Source organism: Pseudocalidococcus azoricus BACA0444, from assembly GCF_031729055.1.
In the GTDB taxonomy this organism is placed as follows: Bacteria; Cyanobacteriota; Cyanobacteriia; order Thermosynechococcales; family Thermosynechococcaceae; genus Pseudocalidococcus; species Pseudocalidococcus azoricus.
In genome coordinates, this window is the sequence record NZ_JAVMIP010000006.1 from 119,311 (window position 1) to 137,007 (window position 17,697).

The 17,697-nt window shown below is 45.5% G+C and carries 24 protein-coding genes and 1 pseudogene; 16 read left to right on the forward strand and 9 right to left on the reverse strand.

Features of this window, described 5'->3' with window-relative positions:
• The 4 genes from acs to RIF25_RS08405 are packed head-to-tail and all read left to right on the forward strand — an operon-like array spanning position 1 to position 2,948.
• The gene (acs, locus tag RIF25_RS08390) at positions 1 to 1,971 is read left to right on the forward strand and encodes an acetate--CoA ligase (RefSeq protein WP_322878099.1); all 1,971 of its coding nucleotides are present in this window, start codon (positions 1 to 3) and stop codon (positions 1,969 to 1,971) included.
• Between the two features lie 51 nt (positions 1,972 to 2,022).
• Positions 2,023 to 2,547, forward strand: coding sequence for a CdiA C-terminal domain-containing protein (locus RIF25_RS08395; RefSeq protein WP_322878100.1), 525 nt, complete (start codon positions 2,023 to 2,025; stop codon positions 2,545 to 2,547).
• The gene (locus RIF25_RS08400) at positions 2,516 to 2,767 is read left to right on the forward strand and encodes a hypothetical protein (RefSeq protein WP_322878101.1); all 252 of its coding nucleotides are present in this window, start codon (positions 2,516 to 2,518) and stop codon (positions 2,765 to 2,767) included. The genes RIF25_RS08395 and RIF25_RS08400 overlap by 32 nt, the downstream gene beginning before the upstream one ends.
• A complete protein-coding gene (locus RIF25_RS08405) occupies positions 2,748 to 2,948 on the forward strand; it encodes a hypothetical protein (RefSeq protein WP_322878102.1) in 201 nt (66 codons plus the stop codon). Before RIF25_RS08400 ends, RIF25_RS08405 begins: the two co-directional genes overlap by 20 nt.
• Before the next feature lie 24 nt (positions 2,949 to 2,972).
• Here the strand turns inward: RIF25_RS08405 and RIF25_RS08410 are convergent, their stop codons facing one another.
• Entirely contained in the window at positions 2,973 to 3,305 is a 333-nt protein-coding gene (locus RIF25_RS08410) for a hypothetical protein (RefSeq protein WP_322878103.1), read from the reverse strand.
• A gap of 47 nt (positions 3,306 to 3,352) precedes the next feature.
• On the opposite strand from RIF25_RS08410, the gene RIF25_RS08415 reads away from it, so the two are divergent.
• The gene (locus RIF25_RS08415) at positions 3,353 to 3,811 is read left to right on the forward strand and encodes a DUF29 domain-containing protein (RefSeq protein ID WP_322878104.1); all 459 of its coding nucleotides are present in this window, start codon (positions 3,353 to 3,355) and stop codon (positions 3,809 to 3,811) included.
• Positions 3,812 to 3,821: 10 nt separating this feature from the next.
• Complete coding sequence (locus RIF25_RS08420; protein WP_322878105.1) at positions 3,822 to 3,992, forward strand: hypothetical protein; 171 nt, start codon at positions 3,822 to 3,824, stop codon at positions 3,990 to 3,992.
• Positions 3,993 to 4,018: 26 nt separating this feature from the next.
• Here RIF25_RS08420 and RIF25_RS08425 read toward each other — a convergent pair whose 3' ends face one another.
• The 5 genes from RIF25_RS08425 to RIF25_RS08445 all read right to left on the reverse strand — a co-directional run bounded on the left by RIF25_RS08425 (position 4,019) and on the right by RIF25_RS08445 (position 9,500).
• The gene (locus RIF25_RS08425) at positions 4,019 to 4,480 is read right to left on the reverse strand and encodes a hypothetical protein (RefSeq protein WP_322878106.1); all 462 of its coding nucleotides are present in this window, start codon (positions 4,478 to 4,480) and stop codon (positions 4,019 to 4,021) included.
• Between the two features lie 36 nt (positions 4,481 to 4,516).
• Positions 4,517 to 7,894 (reverse strand): O-linked N-acetylglucosamine transferase family protein, encoded by a 3,378-nt coding sequence (locus RIF25_RS08430; RefSeq protein ID WP_322878107.1) that lies wholly within the window; start codon positions 7,892 to 7,894, stop codon positions 4,517 to 4,519.
• A gap of 72 nt (positions 7,895 to 7,966) precedes the next feature.
• Complete coding sequence (locus RIF25_RS08435; RefSeq protein ID WP_322878108.1) at positions 7,967 to 8,419, reverse strand: type IV pilin protein; 453 nt, start codon at positions 8,417 to 8,419, stop codon at positions 7,967 to 7,969.
• Positions 8,420 to 8,564: 145 nt separating this feature from the next.
• Positions 8,565 to 9,062: a hypothetical protein gene (locus tag RIF25_RS08440; protein ID WP_407682367.1), complete on the reverse strand. Its 498-nt coding sequence runs from the start codon at positions 9,060 to 9,062 to the stop codon at positions 8,565 to 8,567.
• A 15-nt stretch (positions 9,063 to 9,077) separates the two neighbouring features.
• Entirely contained in the window at positions 9,078 to 9,500 is a 423-nt protein-coding gene (locus RIF25_RS08445) for a hypothetical protein (RefSeq protein WP_322878110.1), read from the reverse strand.
• Positions 9,501 to 9,663: 163 nt separating this feature from the next.
• Here RIF25_RS08445 and rlmD point away from each other — a divergent pair, with 163 nt between their 5' ends.
• The 4 genes from rlmD to RIF25_RS08465 all read left to right on the forward strand — a co-directional run bounded on the left by rlmD (position 9,664) and on the right by RIF25_RS08465 (position 13,261).
• On the forward strand, positions 9,664 to 11,082 hold the full coding sequence (gene rlmD, locus RIF25_RS08450; protein WP_322878111.1) for a 23S rRNA (uracil(1939)-C(5))-methyltransferase RlmD: 1,419 nt from the start codon (positions 9,664 to 9,666) through the stop codon (positions 11,080 to 11,082).
• Between the two features lie 3 nt (positions 11,083 to 11,085).
• On the forward strand, positions 11,086 to 12,060 hold the full coding sequence (locus RIF25_RS08455) for an AEC family transporter (protein ID WP_322878112.1): 975 nt from the start codon (positions 11,086 to 11,088) through the stop codon (positions 12,058 to 12,060).
• A 238-nt stretch (positions 12,061 to 12,298) separates the two neighbouring features.
• On the forward strand, positions 12,299 to 12,526 hold the full coding sequence (locus RIF25_RS08460) for an indolepyruvate ferredoxin oxidoreductase subunit alpha (RefSeq protein ID WP_015125115.1): 228 nt from the start codon (positions 12,299 to 12,301) through the stop codon (positions 12,524 to 12,526).
• A 9-nt stretch (positions 12,527 to 12,535) separates the two neighbouring features.
• Positions 12,536 to 13,261 (forward strand): ABC transporter ATP-binding protein, encoded by a 726-nt coding sequence (locus tag RIF25_RS08465; protein WP_322878113.1) that lies wholly within the window; start codon positions 12,536 to 12,538, stop codon positions 13,259 to 13,261.
• Between the two features lie 15 nt (positions 13,262 to 13,276).
• Here RIF25_RS08465 and RIF25_RS08470 read toward each other — a convergent pair whose 3' ends face one another.
• A complete protein-coding gene (locus tag RIF25_RS08470) occupies positions 13,277 to 13,972 on the reverse strand; it encodes a potassium channel family protein (RefSeq protein ID WP_322878114.1) in 696 nt (231 codons plus the stop codon).
• A 30-nt stretch (positions 13,973 to 14,002) separates the two neighbouring features.
• Positions 14,003 to 14,170 carry a DUF2256 domain-containing protein gene (locus RIF25_RS08475; protein WP_322878115.1) on the reverse strand — a complete coding sequence of 56 codons (168 nt, stop codon included), beginning with the start codon at positions 14,168 to 14,170 and terminating at the stop codon, positions 14,003 to 14,005.
• A 338-nt stretch (positions 14,171 to 14,508) separates the two neighbouring features.
• Between RIF25_RS08475 and RIF25_RS08480 the strand changes: the two genes are divergently transcribed.
• The 6 genes and pseudogenes from RIF25_RS08480 to RIF25_RS08505 all read left to right on the forward strand — a co-directional run bounded on the left by RIF25_RS08480 (position 14,509) and on the right by RIF25_RS08505 (position 17,132).
• Positions 14,509 to 14,787: a type II toxin-antitoxin system RelE/ParE family toxin gene (locus tag RIF25_RS08480; protein WP_322878116.1), complete on the forward strand. Its 279-nt coding sequence runs from the start codon at positions 14,509 to 14,511 to the stop codon at positions 14,785 to 14,787.
• Positions 14,787 to 15,074: a HigA family addiction module antitoxin gene (locus RIF25_RS08485; RefSeq protein WP_322878117.1), complete on the forward strand. Its 288-nt coding sequence runs from the start codon at positions 14,787 to 14,789 to the stop codon at positions 15,072 to 15,074. The genes RIF25_RS08480 and RIF25_RS08485 overlap by 1 nt, the downstream gene beginning before the upstream one ends.
• A 551-nt stretch (positions 15,075 to 15,625) precedes the next feature.
• A complete protein-coding gene (locus RIF25_RS08490; RefSeq protein ID WP_322878116.1) occupies positions 15,626 to 15,904 on the forward strand; it encodes a type II toxin-antitoxin system RelE/ParE family toxin in 279 nt (92 codons plus the stop codon).
• Positions 15,904 to 16,191, forward strand: coding sequence for a HigA family addiction module antitoxin (locus RIF25_RS08495; protein WP_322878117.1), 288 nt, complete (start codon positions 15,904 to 15,906; stop codon positions 16,189 to 16,191). The genes RIF25_RS08490 and RIF25_RS08495 overlap by 1 nt, the downstream gene beginning before the upstream one ends.
• Positions 16,192 to 16,325: 134 nt before the next feature.
• Positions 16,326 to 16,691 (forward strand): annotated as a pseudogene (locus tag RIF25_RS08500) (TIR domain-containing protein); the annotation flags it as partial.
• Between the two features lie 213 nt (positions 16,692 to 16,904).
• Positions 16,905 to 17,132: a hypothetical protein gene (locus tag RIF25_RS08505; RefSeq protein WP_322878119.1), complete on the forward strand. Its 228-nt coding sequence runs from the start codon at positions 16,905 to 16,907 to the stop codon at positions 17,130 to 17,132.
• Positions 17,133 to 17,241: 109 nt separating this feature from the next.
• Here the strand turns inward: RIF25_RS08505 and RIF25_RS08510 are convergent.
• Positions 17,242 to 17,697 (reverse strand): transposase (locus RIF25_RS08510; RefSeq protein WP_322878120.1); only part of this gene is annotated, 456 nt, incomplete at its 5' end.

Below are 17,697 nucleotides of genomic sequence, written 5' to 3' on the forward strand. Positions count from 1 at the left end.
ATGGTTTCCACACCGATTGAGTCCATTCTCAACGAACACCGCAGCTTTGCCCCACCGGAAGATTTTGTTGCCAATGCGGTGATCAACAGCCAGGCCGAGTATGAACGCCTTTATGCCCAGGCCCAGGCCAACCCCGAAACCTTTTGGGCCGAACTCGCAGCCAAAGAACTCCACTGGTTCCAGGCCTGGGATCAAGTCCTCGATTGGCAACCGCCCCACGCAAAATGGTTTGTCAACGGCAAAATCAACATCTCCTACAACTGCTTAGACCGACATCTGACAACCTGGCGCAAAAACAAAGCGGCGCTGATTTGGGAAGGCGAACCCGGAGACTCTCGCACCTACACCTATGCCCAACTCCATCGGGAAGTCTGCCAATTTGCCAATGTCCTCAAGCAACTCGGTGTTACGAAAGGGGATGTAGTCGGGATTTATATGCCGATGATTCCCGAAGCAGCGATTGCGATGTTGGCCTGTGCCCGAATTGGTGCGCCCCATAGTGTGGTTTTTGGTGGATTTAGTGCCGAAGCCTTGCGCGATCGCCTCAATGATGCCCAGGCCAAGTTGGTGATTACAGCCGATGGGGGTTGGCGGAAAGATGCGATTGTCCCGCTGAAAGAACAGGTGGATAAAGCCTTAGGCAGTGATTTAGTTCCCTCTGTGGCAAATGTCTTGGTGGTTCAACGCACGAAACAAACCATTCCGATGCTACCCGGCCGAGATCATTGGTGGCATGACCTACAAAAAGGGGCGAGTGCGGACTGTCCAGCAGAACCCATGGATAGCGAGGATATGCTGTTTGTCCTCTATACCTCTGGCTCAACTGGAAAACCAAAAGGGGTGGTGCATACAACCGGCGGCTACAATCTCTATACCCACATGACCACGAAATGGGTGTTTGACCTCAACGATATGGATGTCTATTGGTGTACCGCTGATGTGGGTTGGATTACGGGCCACAGTTATATCGTCTATGGGCCACTCTCCAATGGCGCGACAACCCTGATGTATGAAGGTGCGCCGCGGGCCTCCAATCCCGGTTGTTTTTGGGATGTGATTGAAAAGTATGGCGTGACGATTTTCTATACCGCTCCCACCGCAATTCGGGCCTTTATCAAAATGGGTGAACATCTGCCCCAGGCCCGTGACTTGTCCTCATTGCGACTCTTAGGCACAGTGGGCGAACCGATTAACCCCGAGGCCTGGATCTGGTATCACCGGATTATTGGTCAAGAACGCTGTCCGATTGTCGATACCTGGTGGCAAACGGAAACCGGCGGACACATGATTACCTCCCTGCCTGGAGCGATTCCGGCAAAACCTGGCTCGGCCACCAAACCTTTCCCTGGAATATTGGCGGATGTGGTGGATTTAGAGGGCAATCCTGTAGCTGATAACGATGGTGGTTATTTGGTGGTCAGGTATCCGTGGCCTGGGATGATGCGAACCGTCTATGGCGATGATGACCGTTTCCGCCGCACCTATTGGGAGCATATTGCCCCGAAAGATGGGAAGTACGTCTATTTTGCTGGGGATGGGGCCCGCCGAGATGAGGATGGCTATTTCTGGGTCATGGGCCGGGTGGATGACGTGATTAGTGTTTCTGGGCATCGCTTAGGCACCATGGAAATTGAATCGGCGTTAGTCTCGCATCCCTCAGTGGCCGAAGCAGCCGTGGTCGGTAAGCCGGATCCGGTGAAAGGGGAAGAAATTGTTGCCTTTGTCACGTTAGAAAATAATGTGAATGTGGATGAAGACCTGATCAAAACCCTGAAGCAGCACGTTGTCAGTGAAATTGGCGCGTTGGCCAGGCCGGGGGAAATTCGCTTTAGTGATGCTCTACCCAAAACCCGTTCAGGAAAAATTATGCGGCGGTTGTTGCGATCCTTAGCAGCGGGGGAAGAAATTTCGGGAGATACCTCAACCCTGGAAGATCGGTCGGTATTGGATAAGTTGCGGGAAGGAGCCTAGATACCAGGCCAAGTAGGGTGTCCTAACAACTGGCTATCATCAGAACTCACTGTGAACCCCATTGCTCAGAACCGCATCGCCTATGAAACTGCTGGGACAGAGTATGAGAAATACTACTTTGATGAGCAGACTGGCGGCTATGTTCTCATTCATCAGGGGCATAATCGAGGGGAGAGTTTTGCCTCAGAAGTTTTTGTAGCAGAGTCTTTAGCGAGGCAAGGGAACGCGGTGGAGTTGGTGAATGAGCGAGGGGAGGGAAAAAAGTTTGATGCGATGGTTAATGGCCAAGATTGGGAGTTCAAGGAACTTAAGGCCAGTACAGGAAATATCCTCAGTGCCGTTCAGGCTGGAGTCCGCAAAGGGAAGTATCAGTCTGGTCAAATTGCCTATCATGTAAACAGAAGTCTGAACCCAGAAGAGCTAGAGATGCTGAATCGAGGCATTAAAAATGCTTTACGGTGGGACAAAGAGAAGCAAGTCAAGGTTTTAATGCTAGTTAGTTATCAAGGGAATTCAATCGCATTGACGCGCAAGGAGCTTGATTATGGCAAAGTCTTTGAGGGCAGCCATCTATGAAGACATCAAATCGCGAGTCCAGACGGGGTTGACTCATAATTTCCCAGTCGAGTCTCGGTTGATTATGCTAGGGCAGATTTCCTATGCCGCGACACGGGGTGAGATCACGCTGAAACAGGCTGATGAGCTAGAAGCCATGCTTGGCCTGGAGTTATTGCTACCAAACTTTGAGCAAATCCGAGAGATGGGGTTTTGGGGAGATGTTGAACCTGCCGCATAACACCGATTATTGGAGCCCTTTCCGGCCGGGGGAAATTCGCTTTAGTGATGCCCTGCCCAAAACCCGATCTGGCAAAATCATGCGGTGGTTGCGGTCATTAGCGGCGGGAGAGGAAGTGACTGGGGATACCTCAACCCTAGAAGATCGCTCGGTGTTGGATAAGCTGCGGGAAGGGGCATAAATCTTACCCAGTTATAAAACCATTTCATGTTACTGGAACAGGTAAGACTAAGCGAATCAGTCCCCATAAACCACCTCCCAACAGAGTCACCAGGCCCCCGAGAAAAAGCCATAATCTTGCATCGGTTCCTTTTTGGCGATCCCGTAATTCTGCAACATCTTCCTTAATCTCTGAGCGCAAACCCTCAAACTTATCATTTAAGGACTTGAGTTGTTCGACAGTTGTGGCTTGGTTGACCCGAACATCCCCCCGCAACTCCTGAAGATCATGTTTAATCAGGCTAACTTCTCTGTGTAGGTCAGTCATGGCAACTGTGAGTCGCTCTAGGACTTGGATGGTATCATTAGGTTCACTCATTGCCACTTTCTTCTTCAGTCCACTTACTAATATTGTCAGGGAAATTAATGACTTCTGTTACTAACTTAGCTCAAATCTATGCAACAGACGAGATGGAGTGGCTAGAAACAACGATTTACCTCCTCAAAAATCGTCGATTTGAAACTCTAGATCTAGAAAATCTGATTGAAGAATTGGAAGACTTGGGTAATGAAAAGCGTCATGCAGTTGAAAGTTTAGTTGAGCAAATTATCCGACATTTATTACTAGCTGAATTCTGGGATGTTGAACGGGATAAAAATATCAACCACTGGCAAGCAGAAATCATTAATTTCAGAACCCAACTCAGAAAACGATTAACGAATAATTTGTGTCACCACCTAGCCCGAAATTTTGAATCTATTTATCAGGATGCGCTGAAGTATGTCAGAGCCAAGACAGGATTTAAGGTTGAGTTTCCCGCAAGTTGTCCCTATACCCTTGAGCAAGTCTTGGATGTGAATTGGTTTCCTAAGTTCTTCCCTTAAAAATCAAAACTTGATTACCAGGCCGGGGGAAATTCGCTTTAGTGATGCTTTGCCTAAAACCCGTTCAGGAAAAATTATGCGGCGGTTGTTGCGGCCCTTAGCAGCCGGGGAAGAAGTGACTGGGGATACCTCAACCCTCGAAGATCGCTCGGTGCTGGATAAACTCAGACAGGGTAGCTAACAGCAGATCAAGCCAGAGAGTCTTAATCATTCACTATCCAAATTAGCTTGTTCAATTTCTCGATACATGGCTTCTAGTCGGGTTCGGTCGAGTTCCGTAGGATTGGTGAGGAAGGCGAGGATTGCCAAATCGCGTTGAGCTTGGAGTTTAATAATTTCAGCTTGGCGGTTTCTTTCTCGATTTTGACGATCTCGCTCTTGATTTTGTTGGTCTCGTTCTTGAGCTTGTAACTCTCGCTCTCGATCTTGGAGATTTCTCTCTCGCTGTCCTTCAATCGCTGCCAAATATCCAATCCACCCCCTAAGGCCAAAATCCACCATAGCCATCCCGATGGTGGCGATGAATGTCCAGAAGCTCCATTGTCGGAAGGTGTTGGGGGGAAAGGTGGGGGGGAAGTCGGTTGCGTCATAAAATCTAAGAGCAGCGGTGGCGGCAACAAGGATCGTCAGCAGAGTGGGGGGAATTAGGGAAATCAGGGTTGCTTTCATTGTGCCATTTTCCCCAGAGCAGTGTTAAGTTTTGCTTTAGCCGATGCGATGGCCTGGGGGGAGAATCATTTCACCCGTAACATAGTGATGCCACATGGCCTGGTAAGCGGCTTCTACTTCTTTTGTAAAGCCCTTCGCATCCCATAAAGGAGCAGAATAACGGGCACGGCGGAGTTTTTCAGCTACTTTACGGCGGAGTTCATGATCCGTACCAAACCTGACCCCCCACTCCACATATTCCTCCGCAGACCAAGCAATACCTTCTTCAACGCCAGCATTTTTCAAAAAGGTATAACTATTTCGTGCAGCAAACTGTTGTCCCACGCGAGTGACTAACGGGATTCCCATCCAAAGAGCTTCGAGTGTTGTAGTTGCGCCATTGTAGGGAAAGGTATCTAAGATAACATCTGCAATCCCTAAGTTAGCTCGATGAACCATAGAAGTAGGATCACCAGAAATAAAGCGCAGTTGTTCTAAAGAGATTCCAATCTCGGTTGCAATAGACTCAAATAGTTGCTTGACTGTTTTTTCATCCGAGAGTCCTTTAATCAAGAAGTAACTATTAGGAACTTTTTTTATAATTTCCATCTGTAACCGAACTGTACTGGGATGTCGTTTCAGACCAGTTTGAGCGCTCATATAAATAATTGCATCAGATTCTATGCCAAGCACCTGACGCTTAAGTGACACTTCGTTAACCTCAAAGCCTCCAATACCTAAATAAGTTTGAGGGAGTCGCCAAATTGAATTAGGATAATATTCTTGAGCAATATTTGGTAAAACATAAGGGTCAGCAATAAAATAGTCAATTGTGGGCAACCCGAATGTATCAAAACCTAACCAAGTAGCTTGGATTGGTGCTGGTTTGAGAGCCATAACACCGCAGGTGCCATCAAAGGTTCCACTGTCTAAATCAATTAAGATATTTATTTCGTCTTGAATTATTTTTTCTGCAATTTCATAATACCAACTTCCTTCAGTATAAATATTGACATTAAGGGATTTATACCATTCTTGAAGTGGATCATTTCCATGAGTATTAGCACCTACAAAATATAAAAATATTTCAAACTCAGAGTGATTATGTGAACTAATTAACCATCTAGCTAACCAACCAACTGAATGAGTTCTGAAACAAGATGAAACATAACCAATCTTTAGTTTCTTACTATGAGTATCTCTCCAATTTAAGTTAGAGTTGTAAGCTGGTAATTTGAAACCTCTTGTAATAGCGTTATTTTGAATATTAGAACAACATAGATTTGCTAATTCACTAAGCAATGGCAAATAAGCTGATGGCTCGTCATATAAGTACCAGGATACTAAACTTCCAACCAAAAGCCGGAAAGCTTCGTGTTGGGGAATGTTTTGAGGATTATTCTTAATCAATTCAGATAATAAAGCTAGATGTTCATTGTCAATTCGGTATACGTCTTCCCACCGACTTCCAAAGCACAAAATAATATATCTCAGTTTCGCGAGTGTTAAAACGCGAGAGCTTAAGGTATCACATTTTGATAATGCTTCATTGATGCATTCTTCAGCTTGCTCTAGTTTAATTGAGAATCGGTAGATATCACTCATAAGTAACAGTGATTCATAATTTCTATTTGCAGTATCTAAATAAATTTCACCATAATCCACAGCAAGATGCGGAAGATAGTCTTTATACATCAATCGTCTAGTAATATTATCTAAAATGTTAGAAAAATCTGGTAAATAATCTTTAAATAAAACAAGAGATTTCAAAAAACATATTGTAGCTTCATCAGCAAATAGCTTATCAGTTAAAAGTTTAAGAAGATTTTCAAGTCTATTCGAGTATTGGGTAAATTCCTCGATATTAAGATTAGAGTTTAACTGCGCTTGAAGTACTAAAAGATTCTCTTTAATGTATTCAATTTCAAAGTTATTTTCTAGAGCTACATTAATAATCCAGATTAGGTTGGCTATTTGTTCTGGAGCAAACTCTTTGATGTAACCTCTGATTGCGAAAGCCAAGTCAACATTACCATCTTCATATTGATGCTCTGCCTCAATTAGTAACTGAGATGTGAGATAGCTAATGTGTGTATGAACCTCTTCTTGAGATAACTTTGCTAGTGCAATTGACCAGATTAGTTGAGCTTCCTCCTCTCTATTAAGAAGCACAAGGAGAATACCAGCCTGCCAGTAGTTTTCTAGATTATCAGGATCCTCTTCAATAGCATTTTCATAAATTTGGAGAGCTTTATCATACTGTTTTCTTTGGTAATATAGCTTTGCTTCAGGTGGCCAAGACTTCAATTGATTTTGTTGAATAATTGAGGTTAACCAAGTTTCCCACTCTTTAGCTCGGATTTGCCAATTATGATGCTTTTGAATATACTGAACCTGTTGACTAAGTTTTTGGTTTAAGTTTTCTTGTAATTCCGAATCAAGTGTTTTTCGGAGAGCATTAATAACTGCCTCTGCAAACTGGATTTTATATACTTCCCACTCCTCTGTAACTGGTATTAACTCGGCAAAGTTAGCTGTTGTTTCGGGTAATGCCCCCATGTCAGTAGTAATAACTTGACAACCACTAGCCATTGCTTCCATAACAGCAATGCAGCCGGTTTCTTCAAAGGTGTTTGGATAAGTTAAAGCTGTGACAGATTTAAGGTGTTTTGCTAACTCTGGTTGCGGAAGAGAACCAATATATTCAATTCCAGGTATTTCGCAACAGCGACTGTAAAGACTACCATATTGAGCCTGATCTTGGCTATCATCAACTTGATAGACTTTTAGGTCAGAAAAAACTTTAAGCTGGCAGTTAGGAAATTTTGCATAAACTTCTGGGAAAATCTCGAGTAAGATATCTAGACCGCGAAATGGAGTGCTTGTGTAGGCAAGGGTTATAGGTGAGAGTTTTGTAGATATGATAGATTCATCAGGAGAAAAAATTTTCAGAAATGTTGGACTTACACAATGAGCAAAAACTTTTAGCTTAGATTCTGATAAGCCAAATACTTCAACAAACTTATTTTTCTGCCACTGACTTAGAAAAACAAAATAGTCGTAGAGTTCAGCCTCATTTTTTAATAACTCGACTCCAGGCTGATTAGTATTGTGTCCTGTCCATAAAATTAAAAGTGTACTGGAGGGTAGGTACCTTTTCAAAATTTTGGCATTACCGGCATCATTGAGAACTATACATACGTCAAGAGATAGATTATCAAATAGATCAGCGGAAATTAATGAAGTTGGCAGACAAGTGACACCTAATGATGTTGTGATGTACTTAGTTTTATTGATTAAGAAAATCTCATGGCCAAGTTTAACAAGCTCCTCCGCTAGGTAGCACATGGCTGACTGAGTACCACCAAGAGGGCGCTGATAAACGCTTTCTATTGCGTAGTCCCAATCGACTGGGTCAAGGAAACAAATCCGCATAGCTAAAAAAACCAGACTCAAATATGGCCTGGCAAAATGATTAATTAAGTTTGTTTAGATAGGCTAAACTGATTAGCACCCAGGAGCACCACCAGGAGCAGTAGCAGACTTAATAGTTGAACTAGTCAAACCACCACTGGCAGTTACACAACCTGAAACACCCCGATCTGTTGATGTATCGTCAGGAACACCATTGAATTGAGTGGATGTACCGCTAGAACTAGGACCAGCGAAGGTATAAGCTTGGGCAGCGGGAGTTCCAATTTCCAAGCTTGTGAGAGCAGTCGCAAAAGTGGTGTTTTCCAGCCGATAAGCTTGTTGAGCACGGTTCACAGCACCCACAGCAGTTTGAGCACCAGACAAACGAGCTTTACTAGCTTGGCTCAACATAGAAGGTAGGGCAATGGCAGCCAAGATACCGATGATGATGACCACAACCAGCAGTTCAACGAGGGTGAAACCTTCATTGGCTTTTTTCTTGGACAATAGGTGTTGTAAAAACTTGGCCTTGAGTTCAGTTTTCATGAGGGCAATAACTCCTTAGTTCAGTTGACTTTCCCCTTCAAGAGCTACTTTACCCACATTTCCTCCGAGTCATAACACCCTGCTTCAAAATTCCTGAAAACCTGACTGATGAATGGCTTCAATATTTAATGCTATTAAAAAATATTCAAAGGTTGTCTTTGTACTCATCAATGACCGCTAGGACTCGGCGCAGCTTTTCCCGATTTTCGTCACTCGGGTCAATCAGGACGGTTCCGAATGCAATATCTCTTTCAGCTTCAACTCTAGCTCGGCGAGCCGCTTGTTCTTTTTCCTCAATTCTTCTAGCTCGTTCTCGCTGCTCTTCCTCCAATTTTCGCTGCTCTTCCTCAACTCTTCGTTGCTCTTCCTCAACTCTTCGTTGCTTTTCCTCAAGTCTTCGTTGTTCTTCTCTAGCCAAGCGGTCTGTTTCTCGATTTCTACGGTTCCACTCAACGCCGAAATTAACCAATGTAGCCAAGAGGGCTGCCACAGTGAGTCGGTTGCTCCAGATTCGTGGGTCGGGGATGATGCCGAGGATGGAAAAGTCTCTTTCATCGTAGAACCTCAAAAATGCAATGCTAATAACCAAAACCGTTACGGTCGTGCCTGGGAGTAGGGCTAGAAAGTTAATCCAAATCCGCACCAGAGTAGATATTCCTTACAAACTATCTTGATACTCGCGTAAGAGAATGAGAACTTGTTGTAACTTTTCCCGATTCTCGTCACTCGGGTCAATCAGGAGGGTTCCGAATGCAATATCTCTTTCAGCTTCAACTCTAGCTCGGCGAGCCGCGCATTCTTCTGCCTCAAGTCTTCGTTGCTTTTCCTCAAGTCTTCGTTGTTCTTCTTTAGCCAAGCGGTCTGTTTCTCGATTTCTACGGTTCCACTCAACGCCGAAATTAACCAATGTAGCCAAGAGGGCTGCCACAGTGAGTCGGTTGCTCCAGATTCGTGGGTCGGGGATGATGCCGAGGATGGAAAAGTCTCTTTCATCGTAGAACCTCAAAAATGCAATGCTAATGACCAGAACCGTTACGGTCGTGCCTGGGAGTAGGGCTAGAAAGTTAATCCAAATCCGCACAAAGGTAGTTGTTCCTGACAAGTTATCTTTAATCTCTATAGTCGCGCAACAGTTCCAAAACCCGTTGTAGCTTTTCCTGCTTAGATGTTAGGGTTGGCTCAAAGGATCCTCACTACTGTGGATCATGTCTCGGCCTCCCTCACCCCCAACGTTTGCTTAAAACATGAGTGCTTTACCAAGTTTGTCTGATTCATCAACTGCAACGCCTGAACCCGGCCAGACCTTACCCCGTTGGAAAGCTGGGGAGATCTTAGAAATAACCATTACGGATTTGAGTTCGACTGGGGATGGCCTGGGGCGATGGGATGAGCGAGTTATTTTTGTCCCGGATACTGTGCCAGGGGATCGGGTGCGATTACGGTTAAGCCATGTCAAACCCCGCTATGGCTATGGCAACCTTTTAGAATTGCTTTCTCCAGGCCCTGAAAGGGTTCGACCTGCTTGTATCGTGGCTGATAAGTGCGGCGGCTGTCAGTGGCAAACCGTGGGCTATGACTTACAAGTTGCGGCCAAACAAGAACAGGTGAAATCGGCCCTAGAACGGATTGGCAAGTTTGAGCAAGTCCCCCTCGACTCGATTATTCCCGCCCCACAATCTTTAGGTTATCGGAACAAGGTCAGTTATCCCTTAGGGTTTCATAAAGGCCAAGTCCAGGCCGGCTATTACCGCAAAGGCAGCCATCGGATTGTCAACTTAAATCAATGTCCGGTTCAAGATGTGCGCTTAAATCCCCTCTTAGCCGGTGTCAAGTTAGATATTCAAGACCAGGCCTGGAGCATCTATAACGAACTGGATCACACCGGGGCATTACGGCATCTGGGCTTACGGATTGGGCGGCGGACGGGGGAAATATTATTAACCCTGGTGACAGCTTCTGATGATTTATCGGAATTGTCCGAACAAGCCGCAGTCTGGATGGCCACTTACCCAGGCCTGGTGGGGGTCTGTCTAAATTACAATTCTCAGCCTGGAAATCAGATCTTTGGCCCCGAAACTGAGTTAATTACTGGAGAAGCTTCAATTCGAGAACAGTTTGCTGGCCTGGAATTTGTCATTAATGCCACCAGCTTTTTTCAAGTCAACACAGAGCAGGCAGAAGTTCTGGTGGAGATTATTAAAAGGGAATTGAATCTCTCCCAAACCGAAACGATTTTAGATGCCTTTTGTGGAGTGGGAACCTTGAGTTTACCCCTAGCCACCCAGGCCCGGGCCGTTGTTGGGGTGGAAATTAGTCCCGCCACAGTTGCCCAGGCCCAGGCCAATGCCGAGATTAACCAGATCACCAATGCTGAATTTATGGTCGGAGATATGGCGACTTGGATACCAGCGGCGGATTGGCATCCCGATGTTATTTTGTTAGACCCACCCCGGAAAGGCTGTGATCCAGAGACTCTGGCCTGTCTAGAAACCTTGGCGGCCCCGCGGATTGTCTATGTCAGTTGTAACCCCGCCACCTTAGCCCGAGATCTGGATCAGCTTTGTCATCAGGGAGCCTATGAACTGATCAAGGTTCAACCCCTCGATTTCTTTCCCCAAACTGCCCATGTGGAAACCGTGGCCTTCCTCCGCCGCCGGAACTAATCCATGACCGAAGCCCTTGTTGCCAGTTATTGGCCCCTAATTACCTGGATTGGCCTGGGGATGATCGGCTGTCGGTGGTTGCCAGGGATGATTCCCTACTGGTTAGGACGAGGCCTGTATTGGCTGGGAGTCCCGATCGAGGTGTTTAGCCTAGTCCGCCAAACCGATTTTAGTCAGATGATTGGCCTGGTGCCGGTGTTTGCCCTCAGTACCTTAGCGGTGGGATTTTTTGTCGCTCAATTGAGTTATCCCCTCCAGCGGCGGTGGTTTATTCCCCAATGGTTAATAGTGAACCCGACCCAGGCCAGTTTGTTTTTACCCATAGCTGAGGATCGGGCCTATCGGGGGAGCTATCTGCTGGCCTCGGTGTTAGGCAATACGGGATTTGTCGGTTTAGCGATTGCAATTCAGGTCATGAGTCCCGAACATTTGGGCTGGGCCGTGTTTTTTGCGGTAACTCAAAATGTGATTGGCACCTATGGCTGTGGGGTCTTAATTGCCAGTTACTACGGGCGGGCCACCCAGGGTTGGACTCAAGTGAAGGACTTGCTGACTGTGCCGAGTTTATGGGCATTTCTCCTCAGTATGGCTTTGCGGCCCGTAGAATTTCCAACTGGCCTGGAAACTGCCCTTAATACCGAAGTTAATCTTGTGATTCCCCTTGCCTTTATTTTGATTGGAATTCGCCTCAGACAATTACCCAATTGGCAGTCGTTGAAGTTGGCCCTCTTACCGACCTTAATTAAAGTCTTGATTTTGCCCCTATTGATGGGCGGCCTGGCCTGGGGCGTGGGGTTGCATCGGGAAGCGATTTTTGCCCTTGTCCTGATGGCGGGAACTCCGACTGCGTTCGCGGCCCTGATTTTGGCAGAGGAGTACGAACTCAACCGCGACATTACCACCAGCAGCATTGCCCTTAGCACAATCGGGATTTTAGCCCTACTACCCCTATGGTTACTGATCCTTGAAAAAACCTAGGTTTGCGTCCGATTAAAGTAGAGTATTTTTATGAATGGGTCAAAAGTTTTTCTATGATAAGTTAAATAAAATTATTATAGGTATTGATTATCAAATGCTAGAAAAAACAACTTCCAATAAAACTGTTGATGGTTTACAGTTTAGCTTTTTGCACCCAATTCTTCGGACTGGTCTATGATCCTCAATTGTCTGTTGCATGTCACAATACAAAACAATAAGCTTCTAAGGAGAACTTCCCTTGGCCCATACAATTGTCACCGAAACCTGTGCCGGGATTGCCGATTGCGTGGAAGCCTGTCCGGTGGCCTGTATTCATCCGGGGCCTGGTAAAAATACGATGGGTACAGATTGGTATTGGATAGATTTTGCAACCTGTATAGACTGTGGGATTTGTTTTCAAGTTTGCCCAGTTGAGGGAGCCATTGTCCCGGAAGAGCGGCCCGAACTCCAAAAAACTCCAGCGTAAGTCACTGAGATGGCAGAACCCCTCTTGGTCGTAGAATCCGTCTATGCGGGCTATGTAACAGATTTAGATATTCTCCAGGGAATTAACTTTCAACTCTTTCCCCAAGAGCTTGTGGCTGTCATTGGCCCTAATGGGGCGGGAAAGTCAACCCTCGGAAAAACAATTGCGGGACTCTTATCACCCCGGCAAGGCAAAATTACGTTTCAAGGGCAAAACATTACCCAACTGCGGCCGAACCAAATTGTCCAACGGGGAATTGCCTATGTGCCTCAGATTGCCAACGTGTTCCGCTCCTTAACCATAGATGAAAACTTGGAGATGGGGGCATTTTTACGCAGCCAGAATATCAAGAAACTCAAGGAAAAAATTTTTACAGCCTTTCCAAAACTCGCAGAACGGCGCAAACAACGGGCTGGGACTTTATCCGGTGGCGAACGGCAAATGTTGGCCATGGGACGGGCGATGATGATTGATCCCCAGGTGATGATTTTGGATGAGCCTTCGGCTGCCTTATCCCCGCGCTTGGTCAATGATATTTTTGCCAAAATCAAGGAAATTAATGCTCTGGGAACTGCAATTATCTTGATTGAGCAAAACGCCCGCACCGCCTTAGGACTGTCTGACCGGGGGTATGTTTTAGATACTGGTAAAGATAAACTATCGGGGCCTGGGCAGGTTTTATTGAATGACCCGCAGGTGGGCGAACTTTATCTGGGTGGGGGTAAGCTTTCTTAAGTCAATTTTGAGGCTTTAGAGGGGCAAGCGATCAATATCTCTGTTCCGACCAATCACCACCATCACGGCCCCTTTTTTCAGTCGTTGCTCTGGGTCTGGGTTAACGGCCACATTGTTATCACAAATCAAAGCCACAAGATTCAGTCCATAGTGTCGCCGCAGGCCAACCTCCGCTACGGTTTTGTGATCAAATTGTTCCGGGACGCGTACTTCCACAATGCTCTGATCCGGATCTAAATCAAACCGATCTAAAATAGCTGGCCGGGTTAAGCTGTGGGCCAAATTACAGCCGGCTTCATATTCCGGAAAAACCACTAAATCTGCCCCGACCCGCTCCAGCAGCTTCTTATGAACTTCTGAGGAGGCTTTAGCGACAACATGGTGAACTCCGGCTTCCTTGAGATTCAGGGTTGTAATCACACTGGCTTCCAAATGGTTTCCGATGGCGACGACAACCGTTTCAAACTCGATAATGCCCGCTTCCTTCAGGGCCTGGGGATCCGTTGAGTCAATTTCTAAGGCATGATCCACTAACCGCTCTAGCATGACTTGGGCCACTAACCGTTCTTCCCGGTCTGTCCCTAACACTTCGTAACCCAAGTTGTGGAGTGTTTCGCAAACACCTCGGCCAAACCGACCCAGGCCAATGACGGCAAATTGTTGATTGGTTTTCCGCATCCCCCGCAAGAGGCCAAGAGAGGAAAAGTTCACAGTTAATGCTCCTAGAGGTTAATGAAAGGATTACTTCGAGTCTAAGTTTGAGGCCTGGGTGCGACGATTCCGACACCGATCTGAACAATACTTCACTTCATCCCAACAATCAGCCCATTTTTTTCGCCAGGTGAACGGCCGCTGACAAACCAAACAAATTTTCGTCGGCAGGTTTTCTTTGCGGCGTTGCTTAGGCATACCCCATCTGAACCCTGGGAATATAAGGTTGATTGCCAATGCTGTGACTACATTTATTTTCTCTTACTTTTCAGCATTTCTTTAGTCGCTCTCTGCGATTTAGCTCAAAGCTCAAATGTTCAAGCTCGGAGGTAGAATGGATTCAAAAGCCAAATTTGACTTCGGGGATTGATCATGATTTTGGTGGGATTGCAGAGGTGCGTAGAACTGTGACCCGATGATCTTGAGGTTTCAACATTAGTCATCCCTTTAGGCAAAATATTTCTGTCTGATACATAAGTTAGGCTATCTTCTTGGGTTGGATCGTAACCAGTAACGTTATGGGTTACAATCCATGAATGATAGACAGTTTCAAGCATCAAGGACTGGAGCAGTTCTTTGCATCAGGAACCACCCGAGGTATTCAGGCAAAGCATGCCAAGCGAATTCGGATGATTTTAGCCCGTCTCAATGCTGCGACTTCCCCGCAAGACATGAACTTGCCTGGATTAGTGCTTCATGAACTAGCAGGTCAACGCAAAGGAACCTGGGCGGTGAGAGTATCTGGAAACTGGCGAATTACGTTTACCTTTGATGGTGTTGATGCTAGTAATGTTGATCTTGAGGACTACCACTGATGAAAATGCATAATCCACCACATCCTGGTGAGGTGCTGAAAGAACTTTGTCTTGAACCTTTAAATTTGACGGTGACTGATGCTGCTGAAGCTTTGGGTGTAAGCCGAAAAACCCTGTCCGCTATCTTAAATGGGAGGGCAGGCATTAGTCCCGAAATGGCGATTCGATTGGGGAAAGCTTTTGATACATCGCCCGAAAGCTGGCTGAATCAGCAAATGCAGTACGACCTTTGGCAAGCAGAGCAGACCGTTGGTAAGATTGAAGTCAAACGTTTATCACTTGCCTAACAAGGGTTTGCAGCGGTGGCTGAAATTTTTGAACCAGCATTAGAGGGTTGAGTGCGTCCCCTGCAAACCAAGCCGTTGAGCGGCAGATATAATTTTTTCTGCGAAATAAATAACTAACGGACTAGAAGGAAATTATGTCAAACAAAAAAGTAATTGCTGACAAACCAAACAAATTTTCGTCGGCAGGTTTTCTTTGCGGCGTTGCTTAGGCATACCCCATCTGAACCCTGGGAATATAAGGTTGATTGCCAATGCTGTGACTACATTTATTTTCTCTTACTTTTCAGCATTTCTTTAGTCGCTCTCTGCGATTTAGCTCAAAGCTCAAATGTTCAAGCTCGGAGGTAGAATGGATTCAAAAGCCAAATTTGACTTCGGGGATTGATCATGATTTTGGTGGGATTGCAGAGGTGCGTAGAACTGTGACCCGATGATCTTGAGGTTTCAACATTAGTCATCCCTTTAGGCAAAATATTTCTGTCTGATACATAAGTTAGGCTATCTTCTTGGGTTGGATCGTAACCAGTAACGTTATGGGTTACAATCCATGAATGATAGACAGTTTCAAGCATCAAGGACTGGAGCAGTTCTTTGCATCAGGAACCACCCGAGGTATTCAGGCAAAGCATGCCAAGCGAATTCGGATGATTTTAGCCCGTCTCAATGCTGCGACTTCCCCGCAAGACATGAACTTGCCTGGATTAGTGCTTCATGAACTAGCAGGTCAACGCAAAGGAACCTGGGCGGTGAGAGTATCTGGAAACTGGCGAATTACGTTTACCTTTGATGGTGTTGATGCTAGTAATGTTGATCTTGAGGACTACCACTGATGAAAATGCATAATCCACCACATCCTGGTGAGGTGCTGAAAGAACTTTGTCTTGAACCTTTAAATTTGACGGTGACTGATGCTGCTGAAGCTTTGGGTGTAAGCCGAAAAACCCTGTCCGCTATCTTAAATGGGAGGGCAGGCATTAGTCCCGAAATGGCGATTCGATTGGGGAAAGCTTTTGATACATCGCCCGAAAGCTGGCTGAATCAGCAAATGCAGTACGACCTTTGGCAAGCAGAGCAGACCGTTGGTAAGATTGAAGTCAAACGTTTATCACTTGCCTAACAAGGGTTTGCAGCGGTGGCTGAAATTTTTGAACCAGCATTAGAGGGTTGAGTGCGTCCCCTGCAAACCAAGCCGTTGAGCGGCAGATATAATTTTTTCTGCGAAATAAATAACTAACGGACTAGAAGGAAATTATGTCAAACAAAAAAGTAATTTTCGTGGCTTTTGCTATCGAAGACGAGGGGTAGAGGGACTTTCTCAAGGGCCAATCTCTAAATACGAACTCACCGTTTGAATATATCGATATGTCCGTGAAAGAGCCCTACAATTCCAACTGGAAGGAGCATGTCCTCACTCGTATCCGTCGCTCAGATGGCGTTATTGCCCTTGTGAGCAAAAACTCCCTCACTTCGAGTGGGCAGCAATGGGAGATCGAATGCTCACGCAAGGAAAAGAAGAAGGTTCTCGGTATTTGGGCCTATAAAAACGACCGAACAAACTTACCAGGTGTTAACACTGTGGTGTGGACGTGGGACGCAATCAAGAATTTTATCGACAGCCCTAGGAGACTGTTTTCCCAACAAACGGCTGCGCTCGGAACAATCTTGAAGATAGGCGGCAAAGTAATCGCTTGATAGAAGAGTTACGTTTCAAGCGGTATGTGAAGCATTGTTCGGCAGATGTTCTTGGATAGAAGTTCTTCCAGGTCAAGAATAGCTAGAGCCACAATTTACAATGGATAAAGAGAATAAAGAGTTGCTGGGGAAGGGCTGATGACGTTACAAGAAATACAAAATCAGGCATTGCAGTTGCCAGTTGGTGATCACTGGCGTTTAGTCCAGTCCCTGTTAAGTTCAATTCAGCAGGAAACCTTTCTGGTTAATCCTCCAACAACAGACGGGAATTCTCTGATGGGCCTTAATCCCTGGACTCAAAGCCTCATTGGGGTCGTTCATTTAGGTGCAGAAGATTCTACTACAGAGTGCTATAGAAAACAGTAATTATTCATGAGAAAATACCATACATAGTCAGATGAGAAGAATGGAGAACAAAATAACCTAAAAACAGTTCAAATAGATATTTTGTAATTTTAAACGTCTTCAATAAGTGTCACACTTTCCTTAAGAAGTTTTTAACTTGCAGCCACACTACTTCAATCGGATTTTGTTCCGGTGCGTATGGAGCTAATTTGATGCAGTAAATCCGCCATTCTTGTTCTGACTTATCTCCATTGACTTGATGTAAATATTTACGGAAATCATCACTGTCATGATATGCTGCACCATCCCAAATCACAATGATTTTCCGATTGGGATGAATCGCCTTTATCCCTTTGATATACTGAATAGTATTCTGACTATTTCCACTCAAATAAGGTTTGACAATTAGGCGACCTGTGACATAGTTAATTGCACTATAATCGGTTTGCCTCTCCTTTATATTCTTGATGGGAACCTGTATTCTTTCGTTCATTTTACCCCAAGCGTATCCACAAATATCCCCTGAAACAAGATGGCACTGATCCACGCAGTAGACAACGGTTTTTCCTGATTCAATTGAAACTCG

Coding starts and splice junctions, on each gene's coding strand:
- acs (WP_322878099.1), top strand. CDS start 1: ATGGTTTCCACACCGATTGAGTCCATTCTCAACGAACACCGCAGCTTT.
- RIF25_RS08400 (WP_322878101.1), top strand. CDS start 2,516: ATGGCAAAGTCTTTGAGGGCAGCCATCTATGAAGACATCAAATCGCGA.
- RIF25_RS08405 (WP_322878102.1), top strand. CDS start 2,748: ATGTTGAACCTGCCGCATAACACCGATTATTGGAGCCCTTTCCGGCCG.
- RIF25_RS08410 (WP_322878103.1), bottom strand. CDS start 3,305: ATGAGTGAACCTAATGATACCATCCAAGTCCTAGAGCGACTCACAGTT.
- RIF25_RS08415 (WP_322878104.1), top strand. CDS start 3,353: ATGACTTCTGTTACTAACTTAGCTCAAATCTATGCAACAGACGAGATG.
- RIF25_RS08425 (WP_322878106.1), bottom strand. CDS start 4,480: ATGAAAGCAACCCTGATTTCCCTAATTCCCCCCACTCTGCTGACGATC.
- RIF25_RS08430 (WP_322878107.1), bottom strand. CDS start 7,894: ATGCGGATTTGTTTCCTTGACCCAGTCGATTGGGACTACGCAATAGAA.
- RIF25_RS08435 (WP_322878108.1), bottom strand. CDS start 8,419: ATGAAAACTGAACTCAAGGCCAAGTTTTTACAACACCTATTGTCCAAG.
- rlmD (WP_322878111.1), top strand. CDS start 9,664: ATGAGTGCTTTACCAAGTTTGTCTGATTCATCAACTGCAACGCCTGAA.
- RIF25_RS08455 (WP_322878112.1), top strand. CDS start 11,086: ATGACCGAAGCCCTTGTTGCCAGTTATTGGCCCCTAATTACCTGGATT.
- RIF25_RS08465 (WP_322878113.1), top strand. CDS start 12,536: ATGGCAGAACCCCTCTTGGTCGTAGAATCCGTCTATGCGGGCTATGTA.
- RIF25_RS08475 (WP_322878115.1), bottom strand. CDS start 14,170: ATGCCTAAGCAACGCCGCAAAGAAAACCTGCCGACGAAAATTTGTTTG.
- RIF25_RS08480 (WP_322878116.1), top strand. CDS start 14,509: ATGATAGACAGTTTCAAGCATCAAGGACTGGAGCAGTTCTTTGCATCA.
- RIF25_RS08485 (WP_322878117.1), top strand. CDS start 14,787: ATGAAAATGCATAATCCACCACATCCTGGTGAGGTGCTGAAAGAACTT.
- RIF25_RS08490 (WP_322878116.1), top strand. CDS start 15,626: ATGATAGACAGTTTCAAGCATCAAGGACTGGAGCAGTTCTTTGCATCA.
- RIF25_RS08495 (WP_322878117.1), top strand. CDS start 15,904: ATGAAAATGCATAATCCACCACATCCTGGTGAGGTGCTGAAAGAACTT.
- RIF25_RS08505 (WP_322878119.1), top strand. CDS start 16,905: ATGACGTTACAAGAAATACAAAATCAGGCATTGCAGTTGCCAGTTGGT.